The organism is Sporosarcina sp. A2, from assembly GCF_050858885.1.
GTDB lineage: Bacteria > Bacillota > Bacilli > Bacillales_A > Planococcaceae > Sporosarcina.
Genome location: NZ_CP193898.1, coordinates 2932808 through 2947581, shown reverse-complemented (window position 1 = coordinate 2947581; position 14774 = coordinate 2932808). Strand labels below are relative to the sequence as shown.

Annotated in this window: 14 protein-coding genes; 11 read left to right on the top strand and 3 right to left on the bottom strand. The window is 42.4% G+C overall.

Annotation, left to right across the window (positions count from 1 at the left end; translation table 11 throughout):
* The first annotated feature begins 190 nt into the window (after window positions 1-190).
* From ACRPI0_RS14980 to ACRPI0_RS14960, 5 genes are all read left to right on the top strand, one after another.
* Window positions 191-1447: an MFS transporter gene (locus tag ACRPI0_RS14980; protein ID WP_432353552.1), complete on the top strand. Its 1257-nt coding sequence runs from the start codon at window positions 191-193 to the stop codon at window positions 1445-1447.
* Between the two features lie 170 nt (window positions 1448-1617).
* Window positions 1618-2319 (top strand): 5-oxoprolinase subunit PxpB, encoded by a 702-nt coding sequence (gene pxpB / locus ACRPI0_RS14975; RefSeq protein WP_432353551.1) that lies wholly within the window; start codon window positions 1618-1620, stop codon window positions 2317-2319.
* On the top strand, window positions 2316-3326 hold the full coding sequence (locus tag ACRPI0_RS14970) for a biotin-dependent carboxyltransferase family protein (RefSeq protein ID WP_432353550.1): 1011 nt from the start codon (window positions 2316-2318) through the stop codon (window positions 3324-3326). The genes pxpB and ACRPI0_RS14970 overlap by 4 nt, the downstream gene beginning before the upstream one ends.
* Entirely contained in the window at window positions 3326-4117 is a 792-nt protein-coding gene (locus ACRPI0_RS14965; RefSeq protein ID WP_432353549.1) for a LamB/YcsF family protein, read from the top strand. The genes ACRPI0_RS14970 and ACRPI0_RS14965 overlap by 1 nt, the downstream gene beginning before the upstream one ends.
* Before the next feature lie 47 nt (window positions 4118-4164).
* Complete coding sequence (locus tag ACRPI0_RS14960; protein WP_432353548.1) at window positions 4165-4875, top strand: hypothetical protein; 711 nt, start codon at window positions 4165-4167, stop codon at window positions 4873-4875.
* Window positions 4876-4879: 4 nt separating this feature from the next.
* Here the strand turns inward: ACRPI0_RS14960 and ACRPI0_RS14955 are convergent, their stop codons facing one another.
* Entirely contained in the window at window positions 4880-5158 is a 279-nt protein-coding gene (locus ACRPI0_RS14955) for a hypothetical protein (protein ID WP_432353547.1), read from the bottom strand.
* Between the two features lie 87 nt (window positions 5159-5245).
* On the opposite strand from ACRPI0_RS14955, the gene ACRPI0_RS14950 reads away from it, so the two are divergent.
* A complete protein-coding gene (locus ACRPI0_RS14950; protein WP_432355980.1) occupies window positions 5246-6292 on the top strand; it encodes a P1 family peptidase in 1047 nt (348 codons plus the stop codon).
* Window positions 6293-6407: 115 nt separating this feature from the next.
* Here the strand turns inward: ACRPI0_RS14950 and ACRPI0_RS14945 are convergent, their stop codons facing one another.
* Both ACRPI0_RS14945 and ACRPI0_RS14940 read right to left on the bottom strand, forming a co-directional pair.
* Window positions 6408-7676, bottom strand: coding sequence for an MFS transporter (locus ACRPI0_RS14945; RefSeq protein WP_432353546.1), 1269 nt, complete (start codon window positions 7674-7676; stop codon window positions 6408-6410).
* Between the two features lie 301 nt (window positions 7677-7977).
* Window positions 7978-8928, bottom strand: coding sequence for an MJ1477/TM1410 family putative glycoside hydrolase (locus ACRPI0_RS14940; RefSeq protein WP_432353545.1), 951 nt, complete (start codon window positions 8926-8928; stop codon window positions 7978-7980).
* A gap of 211 nt (window positions 8929-9139) precedes the next feature.
* Here ACRPI0_RS14940 and ACRPI0_RS14935 point away from each other — a divergent pair, with 211 nt between their 5' ends.
* From ACRPI0_RS14935 to ACRPI0_RS14915, 5 genes are all read left to right on the top strand, one after another.
* Complete coding sequence (locus tag ACRPI0_RS14935; protein WP_432353544.1) at window positions 9140-9964, top strand: M55 family metallopeptidase; 825 nt, start codon at window positions 9140-9142, stop codon at window positions 9962-9964.
* 12 nt (window positions 9965-9976) lie between these two features.
* The gene (locus ACRPI0_RS14930) at window positions 9977-10912 is read left to right on the top strand and encodes an ABC transporter permease (protein WP_432353543.1); all 936 of its coding nucleotides are present in this window, start codon (window positions 9977-9979) and stop codon (window positions 10910-10912) included.
* Window positions 10912-11850: an ABC transporter permease gene (locus ACRPI0_RS14925; protein WP_432353542.1), complete on the top strand. Its 939-nt coding sequence runs from the start codon at window positions 10912-10914 to the stop codon at window positions 11848-11850. The genes ACRPI0_RS14930 and ACRPI0_RS14925 overlap by 1 nt, the downstream gene beginning before the upstream one ends.
* 134 nt (window positions 11851-11984) lie before the next feature.
* Window positions 11985-12965, top strand: a complete 981-nt coding sequence (locus ACRPI0_RS14920; protein ID WP_432355979.1) for an ABC transporter ATP-binding protein — start codon at window positions 11985-11987, stop codon at window positions 12963-12965.
* Window positions 12966-13064: 99 nt separating this feature from the next.
* Complete coding sequence (locus tag ACRPI0_RS14915) at window positions 13065-14708, top strand: peptide ABC transporter substrate-binding protein (protein ID WP_432353541.1); 1644 nt, start codon at window positions 13065-13067, stop codon at window positions 14706-14708.
* The last annotated feature ends 66 nt before the right edge of the window (window positions 14709-14774 follow it).

Below are 14774 nucleotides of genomic sequence, written 5' to 3'. Positions count from 1 at the left end.
AGACTACAAAAGGGCAAACACTCACTACACTCTGTAAATCAAGGATGTATTTAACGAAATTTAATGTTTTGGCAAGGTTAGCGTATTTGATTTTATTCGTCTGTAATGCCATCTACAGTAAGATACAGATGTAAGAGAAATAATTATTTACTTAAAAAACTATCATATAAAAATTGAGGAGGAACTAACAGTGGAAAAGCAATCACAAAATAATGGCCAGAAAAAAGAACTTATCCCATATTGGATTAAAGCCGTTATCGTATTTTTCTTAGGTTGGGTTGCAATCTATGGAACACGCGCAATCTTAAACCCCGTCATGGATGATATTCAAAATGAATTTAGCTTATCTGCCGGTCAACTTGGTATGATTAGTAGTATCTTCTTCATCGGTTATGCAGGATTGAACATTCCATCCGGTATTCTCGGTGATAAAATCGGTAAAAAGAAAGTACTTGTACCAGGGATTATTATGTTTGGTATTTTCGCAGCAATCGCAGGCTCCATGCCGACATTCTTCTTATTTATACTAATGTGGTTAATGGTTGGTGTGTTCCAAGGATTCTATTACGGTCCTCAGTATGGTCTATCATCTGAAGCGATTCCTAAGAAACACATTACAGTTGGTTCAGCAATCATCAACAGTGGTATGGCGTTCGGTCTATCTGCTGGTTACTTTTTATCTAGTTGGACTCTTGAGGCTGGAATGAGTTGGAGGGCACCATTCTATATTGTTGCGATTCCGGTCATTCTAATTGGTTTACTAATGTGGTGGCTCATTAAAGAAAATCCGTATGGCAAAAAAGTTAAAGGTGAACTTGACAATGAAGAGAAGTTTAAAATGTCTGTATTGTTTAAGAACCGCAACTTGCTTATGTCTTACATTACAATTTTCTGTGCGATTTACGGATTCTTCGTAGTTGTTACGTGGATGCCGTATTATTTGCAACATGCACGCGGAATTGAAGGGAGTGCTATAGCAACTGTTTCTTCACTAGTTCCTTGGGCAGCTATACCTGGGTCAATTTTCTTCAGCTGGGTTGCTGACCGACTTGGAAAACGTCGTCCAGTGCTACTCGTTATGCTTCCATTGTCATTGATTTCACTTGTTTCTATCGTTGCGTTCGACAACATGTATGTTCTTTATGCAGCACTAATCGGTTACGGTATCTTTGGTAAGATCAGTACAAACCCTGTGTTAGTTGCCGTTGTTGCAGATAATGCTCCTAAAAATGCTTACGGTACAGCTTTTGGTGTGTACAACTTCATTGGGATGTGTGGTTCCATTCTTGCACCATACATCACAGGTTTCTTAGCTGACGTAACTGGTAATCTGGATATGGGCTTCTATTTTGCAGGTTTCCTACTTGTCATCGGTACAATTGCAGCGTCATTAATTAGAGAAGACAAAAATCCTATTACACCAAATGTAAAACCTGTTACTGAATAACGGTTATGTAAACAGGCTGCCCTATTAAAGGGTAGCCTGTTTTATTGTTTTCAGAACTATTAAATGACGTGAATTTCGGAAAAAGAGTAGGGATATCAATCTAGATGCAGGAATTGTCTGAACAATGTTTCTTCCTTTATAATAAGGTAAACACATAGAGGAGGATGGAGATGGAGTTTACCATTTCCCCTTTAGGGGATCAGGCAATCCTTCTGGAATTTGGAGGTTCCGTCTTTCTAGAAGCTGAACGCAAAATTAGAACAGTCACATCTGTGTTGGATGTACAAAAGCCTGCGTGGCTTGTAGAGTATATCCCGTCCTACACGTCCGTTACTATACTTTATACGGTTCAGGGATTATCAAAAGAGCATCTTCCTTATGATGCCGTTTGTTTGGAAGTTCAACGTTTGTTTCATCTAATAGAACCATACGAGTTGCAAGACAGAAGGACGATCCGTATTCCAGTTCTTTACGGAGGGGAGTCAGGCCCTGATTTAACGGCTGTGGCTGAGCTGAATGGACTGACAGAAGAGGATGTAATCGACATTCATACTTCAGGAATCTATACGGTCCAAATGCTCGGATTCGCACCAGGATTTCCGTTTCTAGCAGGAATGTCACCTCGAATCGCCGCGCCGCGCCGCAGCAATCCAAGACTGCAAATACCTCCACGATCCGTCGGAATAGCAGGAGGGCAGACAGGTATCTATCCAATTGAAACTCCTGGGGGATGGCAATTGATAGGGAAAACTCCAATGGAGCTGTTTTTACCAGAGGAAACGCCCCCGAGTTTACTACGTTCAGGTGATCAGCTAACGTTCTTTTCCATTACAACTGAACAATATGAGCAATATCGGGAGGGGAATGTATGATTCGAGTCGTTAAGGCTGGGTTATTGGATACGATTCAAGACAACGGTAGAATTGGATATCAACAATATGGTGTGATTCAAAGTGGTGTGATGGATTCTTTGTCTAGCCGGGTTGCTAATCTTTTGGTGGGCAATGAGGAAGGGGAAGCAATACTTGAGATGACACTAATTGGACCAAAGCTGTTATTCCAGCAAGATACACTGCTTGCATTTTGTGGTGGAGAATTCACACCAGAAATTGATGGGAGGCGTATACCGATGTGGCGGCCGGTTTTAGTACTTGCAGATTCGATTGTAACGATTGGATCTACGAAAGCAGGCTGTCGTCTAGTTATGGCTGTAGCGGGTGGGTTTGATGTTCCTGTTGTCCTTGAAAGTCAATCGACGTATCTAAAAGCCAGATTCGGTGGGTTCGACGGAAGGTGTCTACGAAAAGGGGATGTGCTAAGACTTCATGCCCCTATCAGAAATCCAGATAAGATGATGGAGTCATACATGGCTTGCAAGACTCCAACTTATGCAGCAACATCCTGGTCGGTCGCTGAACGCGTAAGACCAACTGTCGGTAAAGATTATACGATAAGGGTTTTGTCAGGCAGACAGAAAAGGGAGTTCACCAGTCATAGCCAGAAGAGTTTTCTGACTGACGTATTTACAGTCGATGCCCAGTCAGATCGTATGGGCTACCGACTCCTTGGGCCTAACCTGCGACTTGCTGAACCGAGGGAATTATTATCGGAAGCTGTGACATTCGGTTCTGTACAAGTTCCATCGAATGGGCAACCGATTGTCTTAATGGCAGACCGTCAAACAACGGGTGGCTATCCGAAGATAGCTCAAGTGATCTCAGTGGATCTCCCGATGCTAGCGCAAGCGAAACCAGGGGATCGAATACGCTTTCAAGAAGTGTCCATACATACTGCACAGCAACTACTACAACAACGTGAATTCGATTTACATGAACTACGAGTAGGAATCGAGTTGAAACGAAAGAATGGAGGGATCTGATGACCATACATATAGATATCAATTGTGATTTAGGGGAAAGTTTTGGTGCATATAAACTAGGGCGAGACGAAGAAATCATGAAGTACATTACCTCTGCGAATATCGCTTGCGGCTTTCATGCAGGGGATCCGATGACAATGCATAAGACAGTAGATCTCGCTTGCCAATATAACGTTGGGATTGGAGCACATCCAGGATTCCCGGATTTAAATGGGTTTGGGAGGCGGGAAATGAAACTAACCGCACGTGAAGTTTATGATGTAGTAGTGTATCAGATCGGAGCTCTTCAAGGATTTTTGAAGGTTGCTGGTACACCCCTTCATCATGTTAAGCCACACGGTGCTCTGTACAATATGGCTGCGAAAGATAAAAAAATTGCTGAAGCGATAGCAATGGCAGTTGCCGCTGTTTCACCAGAGGCGATATTGTATGGATTATCAGGAAGTGAACTTATTCGAGCTGGTAAAGCACACGGTCTTTTGACAGCCAATGAAGTATTCGCGGATCGCACGTATGAGGATGATCTTACATTGACATCGAGAAATCAGCCAGATGCAATTATTCAAGATCATAAGTCGGTAATGAAGCACGTCTTGAAAATGGTGAAAGAGGGAGTGGTGACTACAAGATCGCATCTGGAGACATCGATCCAAGCGGATACGATTTGCATTCATGGGGATCATGAGCATGCCCTGGATTATGCCGAGCGTATGAAAAACGATCTCTCACTAGCAGGAGTTACCGTCACAAGAGCAAAGGATTTCATTGACCGAAATTCTTCTCGAACATAATTAGATGTCTTTCTGGATGTAGGCAGAATCTTTGCTATACTAAATGCATGACAACATTTACAGCGAACCAAATCAGCCAACTTCATAGCAACGGTGTCTACACAACATCACCTGAACATCCTCTTTTCTCTTTAGAAACACTAGTAACACCTATCAATGGAAATGACGTAATTTCGGTACTTCAAACTGTAAGCCAAAGTCCGAATACTACAGTTGCTGCTTCCTACTTCATGCGCCGTTATGGAATGTTTACTGCCATGCAGCTCGTTCAATACATTCAATATGAAGAGTTCTGGGTGGGCGGTGCAGATGAATTGCAGTTCGGAGCGATTCAGGAGTATGGTAATTTATCTGTAAGCACATTTCCATCTAATCACGGATGGACACCGATTACTATAGAAAATTCAGAAGAGATTGTACGAATGCTGCTTGTACAAATTCAACGAGTCATAGAGGCGTTGCGCACATCTGCCTCTATTTCCCCAAATGTGTTGTGGGAAAATGTTTTCGGGTTCTGGCTGTGGCAGTTTCATGTCATGTTGAATGATCCTACTTGTTATAGCGAGGCGCGTTTCGTCTTGAATCAGTTAAATGATGATTCTAATTGGGTGGGGATTTCCTTGCATTCTAGGTTTTCATCCTATCTAAACGGAAGTGAGCCGACGGGCTTACTGAATTCAACGGTTAGGAAGACGTGTTGTCTTTCAAAAGATGTCCCCGGATTAATGCAGTGTGGGTTTTGTCCACTAAAATTGTAGTAGGTTATTTTGCACGGAATGCTAGAAAAGATTGGTTCATGGAATAGAGAATGCCCATTGCTGCACCGCTATAAAAAAAGCCCATGAAAATTCCTGCTGAAAGATTATGAGGGTGGCTGATGAAGACAGACAAGATTAAGGCAACAACTGTTGAGACGGTAGAAAGCCATGTCGGCTTTACCCTAAAAAGCCATTTAGCAATGAGAACTATTATGAATGTCACTGGTACCGCCCAAAAGGCGTCCCATATGTTTGTATGAATCGTTGGGAATTCAGTTAGCATTGTAATCACCTCTTTCCCTCTAGTGTGGAAGAGTTTTCGGAAGTCTATACATAGTGAGGAGCCAGGTTAATGTCAAAACAGCAGCCCATGAAAATCAGAGAACGTGGAATCCAAATCGGTACGTTGAGAACAGGAGAAAACAATTGTATTACAGACGTTAAAAGTGTGCGGATTGGGCACGTTACGCTCGATGAACCATTAGCGAATGGAGAGTACGTAGCTACAGGTGTAACGGCAATATTGCCGCATGAAGCCAATCCGTTTCGGGAAAAAGTAGCGGCAGCTAGCTATGTCATTAACGGATTTGGAAAAACAACGGGACTCATTCAGATAGATGAACTTGGAATGCTAGAGTCTCCAATCATGTTGACGAATACGTTTGGAGTTCCTGCAACAACTGAAGGAGCACTTCGTTGGTTACTCGACCAAACTCCAGAAATAGGGGATACTACGGGCACCGTCAATATCGTTACGGGAGAGTGCAATGACAGTCGCCTGAACTCGATTCGGACATTACCTGTGACGCCGGATCATGCGAGACAAGCTATCGAAAATGCTTCGACTAAACCATCTGAAGAAGGTGCAATAGGCGCTGGTAAAGGGATGGTCTGTTTCGGATATAAAGGTGGAATCGGGACGTCCTCCCGTATGATTTCAGAGGAAAACACTTCTGATGAGTTTATAATAGGCTGCCTTGTGTTGAGCAACTTCGGCGCCCGTAATGATTTTGCGAGAGAACGTTATATAAAAGGGGTACATAGTGCTCAACCGAATGCTCCAAAGCCTGCAGATGGCTCAATAATAATCATACTAGCAACGGATGCTCCACTCGATAGTCGTCAATTGAAGCGTATTGCAAAACGTGCTGGAGTGGGGCTTGCGAGAACGGGAAGCCACTACAGTAATGGCAGTGGGGATATTGTGATTGCATTTTCAACTTCACACATTTTTACACATGACCAACCAGATTTTTTGGAAAATACGCACATACTACGAGATAGTCATCCTATTATGAACCAACTATTTCAAGCTGCTGCGGAAGTAACGGAAGAAGCGATTTTGAATTCATTGTCACAAGCGATTGAAACAAAGGGTCGGAATGGATTGACCGTTTACCCGGCACCGTTTTCCTAACTGTTCCATGTGAAACAATTTACGACTATATTCGACATAAGAAAAATCCAGTCATCAAAAAAGCTGTTTCAATACCAGAAGTACTGGTATTGAAACAGCTTTTTTCTTTATAGACTTAATTCCAATGACCTTGTGTTAGAAGTTTCTTTTTTCCTCGGAACGCAAACGTCACGAGAATAATATTTAAAATCAGTAACACTAAAATTACATACAAAACTGGAGTATAGCTGCCAGTGAAGTCAAAGACGTATCCGTATGCTGGGAGTGCAATAATCCCTGCAATTGCAAGTCCTAGTGAAGCAGTTGAGTAAATTTGGCTATACTCACGACTACCGAATAGACTTGTTGTAAGTGCAGGAGCGAGAGTACCAACTGAGTTGGAAACGGTAAATCCAAACAATCCTGTTGCAAGAGTGATCACCATTTTACTATCCGTAGCTAACAAGAGTGCTAAGACTGCGATGATTGCTAATACCATTGCCAAATATACGGTATTACGTGAGCCGATTTTATCTACTAGGAAACCGAGTACTAATGCTCCTAAAAGGACACCAATCATGTAAGCTCCCATCGCGTTTCCGGCGAAACTTACATCATATCCGCGTGATTGGATGTAAGAAGGGATGTGAATAGCGAAACTCGCGATAGACGTTATAAGTAGGAAAAACAGGAACAACGAGTAGAATGCAGATGACTTACGTGCGATTGCAAGCGTAATACCTTTATCCAATTCCTCTTTCGCCCCGTCACTGCCTACAGCTGAAGCTGTATCTGCCCCATATGGCTTTAAACCAATAGCCTGTGGGGATTTACGAACAAGTAGAAGAACAGTAGGAACTACAATTATTATAATTGCTATTCCAAGTGAGATATAACCAGCGCGCCAGCCATCGTTCGCAATCGTATGACCGACAATCGGCTGAGCGATAGCTCCGAGTAAACCTCCAGCTGCGCCCATAATACCAAGAGCCATACCGTTTTTCTTTTTAAACCATTGGTTAACTAGGACAGGTCCTACGATAACCGTTGTAAATACGCCACCCACTGCGAGTGGAATAGAGAAGATATACCAGCCCCATACTGAGTTACTGAAACCAAAAGCAACAAATGATCCTGCTTGTAAAATAATTGCAACGATCAAGACAGAACGAATATCATACTTCGCGAGAATCTTTCCACCAATAGGAAGGAAAATCATTGTCACGATTGAAGAAATACTAAAATATAGAGTTAAGTTACCAGTCAAAATGTCTAACTCTTGTGTAGCTCCCGGAATGAATAGTCCTGCGGAGCTATTTAATGCGCCCTTTGCAAGCCCGACAATAATACAGAGTGCTACAAGTGTCCACCAAGCATAGTGGATTTTCTTCTTAGCTGTCGCCATCTTTTCCCACTGCTTTCTTTATTATATTTTTGCAATTAATATCTTGTGAGTCTCTGTTATGACGATTTATAGATGTCTATATAATCTCTTCAATCTAAAAGAACCACCTGAACGCAGGAGGTTTCTATGAAGAGCAGTTAGTATGGGTAATCGACTAGCAGAGTCCTTAGAGAAAATCAATCACTAATCGAGCATACTTAATCGACAGTTATGTGTCAATAGTAATTATTTAAGATTAAACCTTCTGATTTGATTGTACAATTATTTAACGATAAAAAGGTTGCTACATAGCACGTCATATCTAGTCAAATGATTTAATGGAAGAAAGTGACCGATCTGGATCAGCAGCCAAGCAGTAGAATTTTTCATTTCTACATAGGTAGTAATATCGATTGATTGCATAACGGCCTTTAGCATAGTCTACTGAAAATACGGGCTTATTTGCCTTGGAAAACTGTGAAAGCCACTTAAGACGTTCCTCGATTTCATCTGAATTGTTGTTTTTACTCCCATTGAACCAAATGTCTTCTACCCCTATTCCATTTACTGATTTTAGATAGGAGCCATTGTCGAACTGCAGTAATTCTTCACCATTTTGAGGGATAATTAAAAAATGAGGATCTCTTTCTTTTGCAACGGCAGACAGAGTTCGAACGAAAGAAATCATTCGTTCAGCTGCGTCTTTTTGGGACGTGGGATCGGATGGAATGGATTGCTCACCTTCTTCTTTATATGTACTTGAATCTCCCCAATAAAGGTATGCATCAACAATGTCTAAGTACACCCCGCTAAATCCTGCGTCTTGAATCTTTTTCAGTTCCTCAAACATATATTGTTGCCATTCTGAATTCCAATAACGAACTTTTACACTTTCCGGCCAATCAGGATTGGCGACGTTACCCACCCATTCAGGAGCTGAATCTGTGATGGTCAATACTCCTTTTTTGGGGTGGCCCCATTCTGGTTTCCAATAGGGTAGGTAACTGCTTGCCTCACCGATACTCAAATATGAAATGGGGTGTATTCCCTTTTCGCGCAGAGTTGCAATGTCCTTCTTGCTATATCTCTCGCTCCCATCTTTTGTTGTGTCAATCACTGCATATTTAACAGGAAGCAGGGCAATTTTCTCAATGGAGGCATCTTGAAGTTGATAAACCCATGTAGGTTGTCCTTCATCCAGACGGAAATAAGCAGCGAATAGAAGTAAAATTGTAAGTGCGAGCGTGCCACCCACTAACAACCATTTATTCACGTAATACCAACTCCTTCGTAAAGTGCGTCTAGTATACTATTAGATTCTAGAATTCTCACTTTTGGCACAATAGTATTGCTAAAACATTAAAAACTAGTAAACGTAATTTCATTATACTAAATTATCTTGTTATTTTGAAAATATTTTGGTATTGTTAATTAACAATAAAATCAGACAGATTATCTTTTCTGTTGAATATTTGGAGGCTTATATGAAATTATTTGTATCCGTCGATATGGAAGGTATTACAGGTTTGCCAGATGAGTCGTTTGTAGATTCATATCGACATAATTATGAACGGGCTCGGCGTATTATGACCGAGGAAGCGAATGCGATTGCATCATCAGCATTTGAAAAAGGTGTACAGGAAGTGCTTGTGAATGATAGTCATTCAAAGATGAATAACTTGCTAGTTGAAGAGATGCATCCGGATGTGGAGTTAATAACTGGTGAAGTGAAACCGCTTTCAATGGTTCAGTCGTTGGATGACACTTATACAGGCGCTGTGTTCGCGGGTTATCACGCCCGAGCAGGACAACCTGGAGTCATGAGCCATACGATGATTTTTGGCGTTCGTAATATTTTTATCAATGACGTTGTAGTTGGAGAACTCGGTTTTAATGCTTATGTTGCAGGTCATTTCGACGTTCCGGTCTTATTGGTAGCAGGTGATGATGGGGCATGCAAGGAAGCAGAGGCACTCATTCCAGGTGTCGTAACAGCTGCAGTAAAACAGTCCATTTCCCGTTCATCTGTAAGGACGTTACATCCCAAAAAAGCACAGGCGTTGCTGAAAGAGAAAATGGCAGAAGCGCTTGAAAAACGTAGTGAGATTAAACCACTTAAAGCCCCGGATCACCCAGTCATGCGTATCGAATTCACTAATTACGGAGAAGCAGAGTGGGCTGCAATGATGCCGGGCTGTGTGATTGAAGAAGGAACGACAATTGTACGTTATGAAGCAAAAGACATCATTGAAGCGTACCGGGCGATGCTTGTCATGACGGAGCTCGCGATGCAAACGAAGTTCTGTTGAGGAGGAAGCACAGTGCTGCTATACATATTGAAGCGTTTCATCATGATGATTGTCACCATTCTAATAATTGCCACGCTTACATTTGTACTGATGCGAGCGATACCGGGCTCACCTTTTGATGAAGAGCGTACCTCGAATCCAACAATCCAAGCGAACTTGGAAAAGTTTTATAAACTGGACCAGCCGATGCCGATTCAATACTTAAATTATTTGAAGTCTATCGTGACGTTTGACTATGGTCCATCTATTAAAAAGCCTAACGAATCGGTGAATACGTTACTTGCACGAGGGTTCCCAATTTCCTTTGAGCTAGGAATGGCCACCATCCTTGTGGCAGTTATTTCGGGGATCATCTTGGGAACGTTTGCTGCGCTCCGGCATAATGGAATTGTCGACTATGGAGCCATGACGTTTGCCGTTGTTGGGATTTCAATTCCGAATTTTGTTTTGGCAACATTGCTCATTCAGCAAGTTGCGGTGAACTGGCACCTGCTACCGCCGGCCACTTGGAGTAGCCCGAAGCATATGATTTTACCGGTTATTGCGCTTGCGACAGGACCGACCGCCATTATTGCACGGCTGACTCGCGCAAGTATGTTGGAGGTTTTGACGCAAGACTACATTAAAATGGCGCGTGCCAAAGGATTGACTCCTTTCCGTATTGTAGCGAGACATGCGTTACGTAATGCCCTTATGCCTGTCGTTACAATTATGGGAACCATGTTAGCAGGTATTTTGACAGGAACGTTTGTCATCGAGAAAATTTTTGCGATACCAGGCATGGGGAAGTACTTTGTCGAGAGCATTAACAACCGTGACTACCCAGTTATCATGGGATCTACCGTTTTTTATAGCGCGTTTTTAGTATTTATGCTGTTTTTGGTGGATATCGTGTACGGATTCCTGGATCCACGCATTAAGCTTCACAAAAAAGAAGGTGAAGTGTAATGGTTGCAAAGGACCCCAAATTCTCAATTCCGGAAGAGTGGTTCAGGAAAAAGGGAGAAGATCACGAAAAAGCAGAAGCTGTAGTCCGTCCTTCGCTTTCCTATTGGAAAGATGCTTGGAGGAGATTACGCAAAAACAAGCTAGCAATGGGAGGCTTAGTCTTCTTAGTGCTACTAACATTACTTGCGATATTCGGACCTGTATTTTCTCCATACGAAGTGACCGCAACAGATTTACGAAATCAAAATATGGCGCCCAGTGCAACACATTGGTTCGGGACTGACGAAATGGGTCGGGATGTCTTTACGAGAACTTGGTATGGAGCACGAATATCATTATTTGTTGGAGTCATGGCTGCTCTGATCGACTTTTTCATAGGAATCATTTATGGAGGCGTGAGTGGATATAAAGGCGGACGGACGGATTCTATCATGATGAGAATCATTGAAATCCTTTACGGACTCCCCCACTTGCTTGTTGTCATATTGCTAATGGTCGTAATGGGACCGAGTTTAACTACAATTATTGTTGCTCTTACGATAACTGGGTGGGTAGGTATGGCCCGCATTGTCCGAGGGCAAGTTCTTCAAATCAAAAACTTTGAATTTGTGACTGCCTCGAAATCGTTTGGTGCAGGAACATCGCGTATTATCCGTAAAAATCTGCTGCCAAACACAATGGGGCCGATTATTGTTCAAATGACTCTTACTGTTCCAAGCGCGATTTTTGCAGAAGCTTTTTTAAGCTTTCTCGGCCTTGGGATTCAAGCGCCGTATGCAAGTTGGGGAGTTATGGCGAATGACGCACTTCCAGTTATTCTTTCGGGTGACTGGTGGCGCTTATTCTTCCCAGCTTTCTTCATCTCCGTTACGATGTTTGCTTTTAACGTACTAGGAGATGGCATGCAGGATGCGCTCGATCCAAAATTGAGGGGGTAATGGATGTGAGGGGACAGCAGATGGTAGATGCATCCGGGCTGGAAAATACCTCTGAAAATAGAGGATCTCGCTCTACTCAAGGTATAGCCACAGTCGGAAAAAGTAAACAGCAGAAAGTAATTTCACAAGAAAAAATGTTGACCGTTCGTAATTTGGAAGTGTCGTTTAAAACATTTGGCGGTGAAGTACAAGCAATCCGTGGAGTTTCTTTTGACTTGTACAAGGGAGAGACACTTGCAGTCGTTGGAGAGTCAGGTTGCGGAAAAAGTGTAACGGCGAATACGATTATGGGGCTCATTCCACAACCGCCAGGCAGAATCCGTAACGGTGAAGTACTCTTTAAAGATAGAGATTTAACTAGACTAAACAAAAAAGCATTACGCGGTATACAAGGTGTAGACATTTCAATGATTTTTCAAGACCCCATGACAGCGTTGAATCCGACATTGAAAATCGGAGAACAATTAATGGAAGGATTACGAACGCATCACAAAGTTACGCGCAGTGAAGCTAAAAAGAAAGCGATTGAGATGTTGAATCTTGTTGGGATTTCTAATCCTGAAGAGCGTCTCAAACAATACCCACACCAGTTCTCAGGGGGAATGCGCCAGCGGATCGTCATTGCGATTGCTTTGATATGTGAACCTGAATTGCTTATTGCGGACGAACCGACAACCGCGTTAGATGTTACAATCCAAGCGCAGATCTTGGAACTGTTCGATGAAATCCAGCGGAAAACCGGAGTAGGTATCATCCTCATCACACATGACCTTGGAGTGGTAGCGAAAATTGCAGATAGAATCGCAGTCATGTATGCAGGGAAAATCATTGAAATCGGGAATAAGCGGGAGATCTTTTACAATCCGCAACATCCATATACGCAAGGTCTACTGAATTCAGTTCCTCGTCTTGACTTGCAGGAAGAAGAGTTAAAACCAATCGAAGGAACACCTCCAGATTTGTTTGCACCACCAGAAGGTTGTCCATTTGCAGCCAGATGTCCTTTTGCGATGGAAGTGTGTGACCGTATTTACCCGGCAACTACAGAGTTAACGACTCAGCACACCGTGGACTGCTGGCTTCAAGATTCTAGAGCTCAAGCAACGTTGTCTTGAGACTCAATTTCTTGGGAGGATGCTAGATTAATTCATCTTCGTTCACCTAACTTTATGTACAAAGCATCAAACGATTCATCATAAAAAGGGGGAAGTACATTGATAAAGTGGATCAAGTTTCTATTGTTTACCGCACTAGTCGTAGTACTCGCAGCATGTACCGCAAACGAAGACGCTGGTAAAAAGACTGATGGCGAAACTGGAGGAAAAGACAAGGACGATAAAAAACCAGCTGCAGAAAAAGTCCTTTACTTGAACAATGGTGAAGAACCTACATCATTTGACCCATCCGTTGGTTTTAACGCAGTGTCATGGAGTGCTCTTAATAACTTGATGGAAGGGCTTACGCGTTTGTCCGAGGATCACTTAGCAGAAGAAGCTTCTGCAGAAAAGATTGATGTATCGGAAGATGGACTTACGTATACATTCACAATCCGCGACGGGGCAAAATGGTCGAACGGAGATCCACTTACAGCAAACGACTTCCTGTTCGCTTGGCAGCACATGCTAGATCCTGAAACAGCATCTCCTGCAGCATTCCTAGCCTACTTCATTGAAGGTGCAGAAGACTACAACAATGGCGAAGGTACTGTTGTAGACATTGGAATGGAAGCGAAAGACGAAAAAACATTCGTCGTGAAACTAACTGCTCCAAACGAAGCATTCTTGAATATCATTACAAACCCTAGCTTTTTCCCTATTAATGAAAAAGTAGCTACAGATAATCCAAAGTGGTTCACAGAAGCAGATTCATTTGTTTCCAACGGTCCATTTAAGTTAGCTTCTTGGGATCACGATGTAAAGTTTGTCTTTGAAAAGAATGAAAATTATTGGGATGCAGACAAAGTTAAGCTCGATAAAGTTAATTGGGAAATGGTAAGTGAGTCTACAACAGCTTACCAAATGTACCAGTCTGATGAGTTGGATAGCACGGATGTACCATCTGAAATTGCAGAAGACTTGAAAGACAATCCGGAAGTTAAATTAGAAGACCAAGCAGGACTTTATTTCTTCCGTTTCAACACATCTATGGAGCCATTCACAAACACTAAAATTCGTAGAGCGTTCGGTGAAGCCATCAATCAGGAAGACATTGTAGAATTTGTAACGAAAAACGGTGAAAAGCCTGCACATGGATTCGTTTCTTACGGATTCATTGGACCGGATGGAAAAGAGTTCCGTGAGTCTGCAGGAGATCTAGTTACATTTAATCCTGAAGAAGCGAAAAAGTTACTCGAAGAAGGAATGAAGGAAGAAGGTTATACAGAACTTCCGAAAGTGACATTGACGTATTCAACAAGCGATTCACACCAAAAAATCGCAGTTGCATTGCAATCAATGTTTAAAGAGAACCTAGGCGTAGATATCGAATTGCAGAACGTAGAAGCAGGAGTATTCCTCGCAGATCAGAAAGAATTCAAGTACCAGTTCTCTCGCTCGTCGTTCCTACATGATTATGCAGACCCTGTTAATGCGCTCGAAAGTTTCATTTCTGATTCGTCCATGAACCGTACAACATGGTCAAATCCGGATTACGATAAGCTAATCGAAGCAATCAAGAACGAAACAGACGAGAATACTCGTTGGACATTGTTGCAACAGGCAGACATGATGCTCATGGACGAAATGCCTGTAATTCCACTTTACTATTACAACCAGTCAACATTAGAAAAACCTGGCGTAACAGGGATTCTCCGTCACCCAGTCGGCTATCTCGATCTGAAGTATGCTGACAAAGAATAAATAGGAGGACTGTGTGCGCCGAATGTTCGACGCACACAGTTTTTATCGTTTTAAAGGGAGAAAGGA

What these genes read in the sequence shown, in the direction of transcription:
- pxpB (WP_432353551.1), top strand. Translation starts at nt 1,618, where the DNA reads ATGGAGTTTACCATTTCCCCTTTAGGGGATCAGGCAATCCTTCTGGAA.
- ACRPI0_RS14970 (WP_432353550.1), top strand. Translation starts at nt 2,316, where the DNA reads ATGATTCGAGTCGTTAAGGCTGGGTTATTGGATACGATTCAAGACAAC.
- ACRPI0_RS14965 (WP_432353549.1), top strand. Translation starts at nt 3,326, where the DNA reads ATGACCATACATATAGATATCAATTGTGATTTAGGGGAAAGTTTTGGT.
- ACRPI0_RS14960 (WP_432353548.1), top strand. Translation starts at nt 4,165, where the DNA reads ATGACAACATTTACAGCGAACCAAATCAGCCAACTTCATAGCAACGGT.
- ACRPI0_RS14955 (WP_432353547.1), bottom strand. Translation starts at nt 5,158, where the DNA reads ATGCTAACTGAATTCCCAACGATTCATACAAACATATGGGACGCCTTT.
- ACRPI0_RS14950 (WP_432355980.1), top strand. Translation starts at nt 5,246, where the DNA reads ATGAAAATCAGAGAACGTGGAATCCAAATCGGTACGTTGAGAACAGGA.
- ACRPI0_RS14945 (WP_432353546.1), bottom strand. Translation starts at nt 7,676, where the DNA reads ATGGCGACAGCTAAGAAGAAAATCCACTATGCTTGGTGGACACTTGTA.
- ACRPI0_RS14935 (WP_432353544.1), top strand. Translation starts at nt 9,140, where the DNA reads ATGAAATTATTTGTATCCGTCGATATGGAAGGTATTACAGGTTTGCCA.
- ACRPI0_RS14925 (WP_432353542.1), top strand. Translation starts at nt 10,912, where the DNA reads ATGGTTGCAAAGGACCCCAAATTCTCAATTCCGGAAGAGTGGTTCAGG.
- ACRPI0_RS14920 (WP_432355979.1), top strand. Translation starts at nt 11,985, where the DNA reads ATGTTGACCGTTCGTAATTTGGAAGTGTCGTTTAAAACATTTGGCGGT.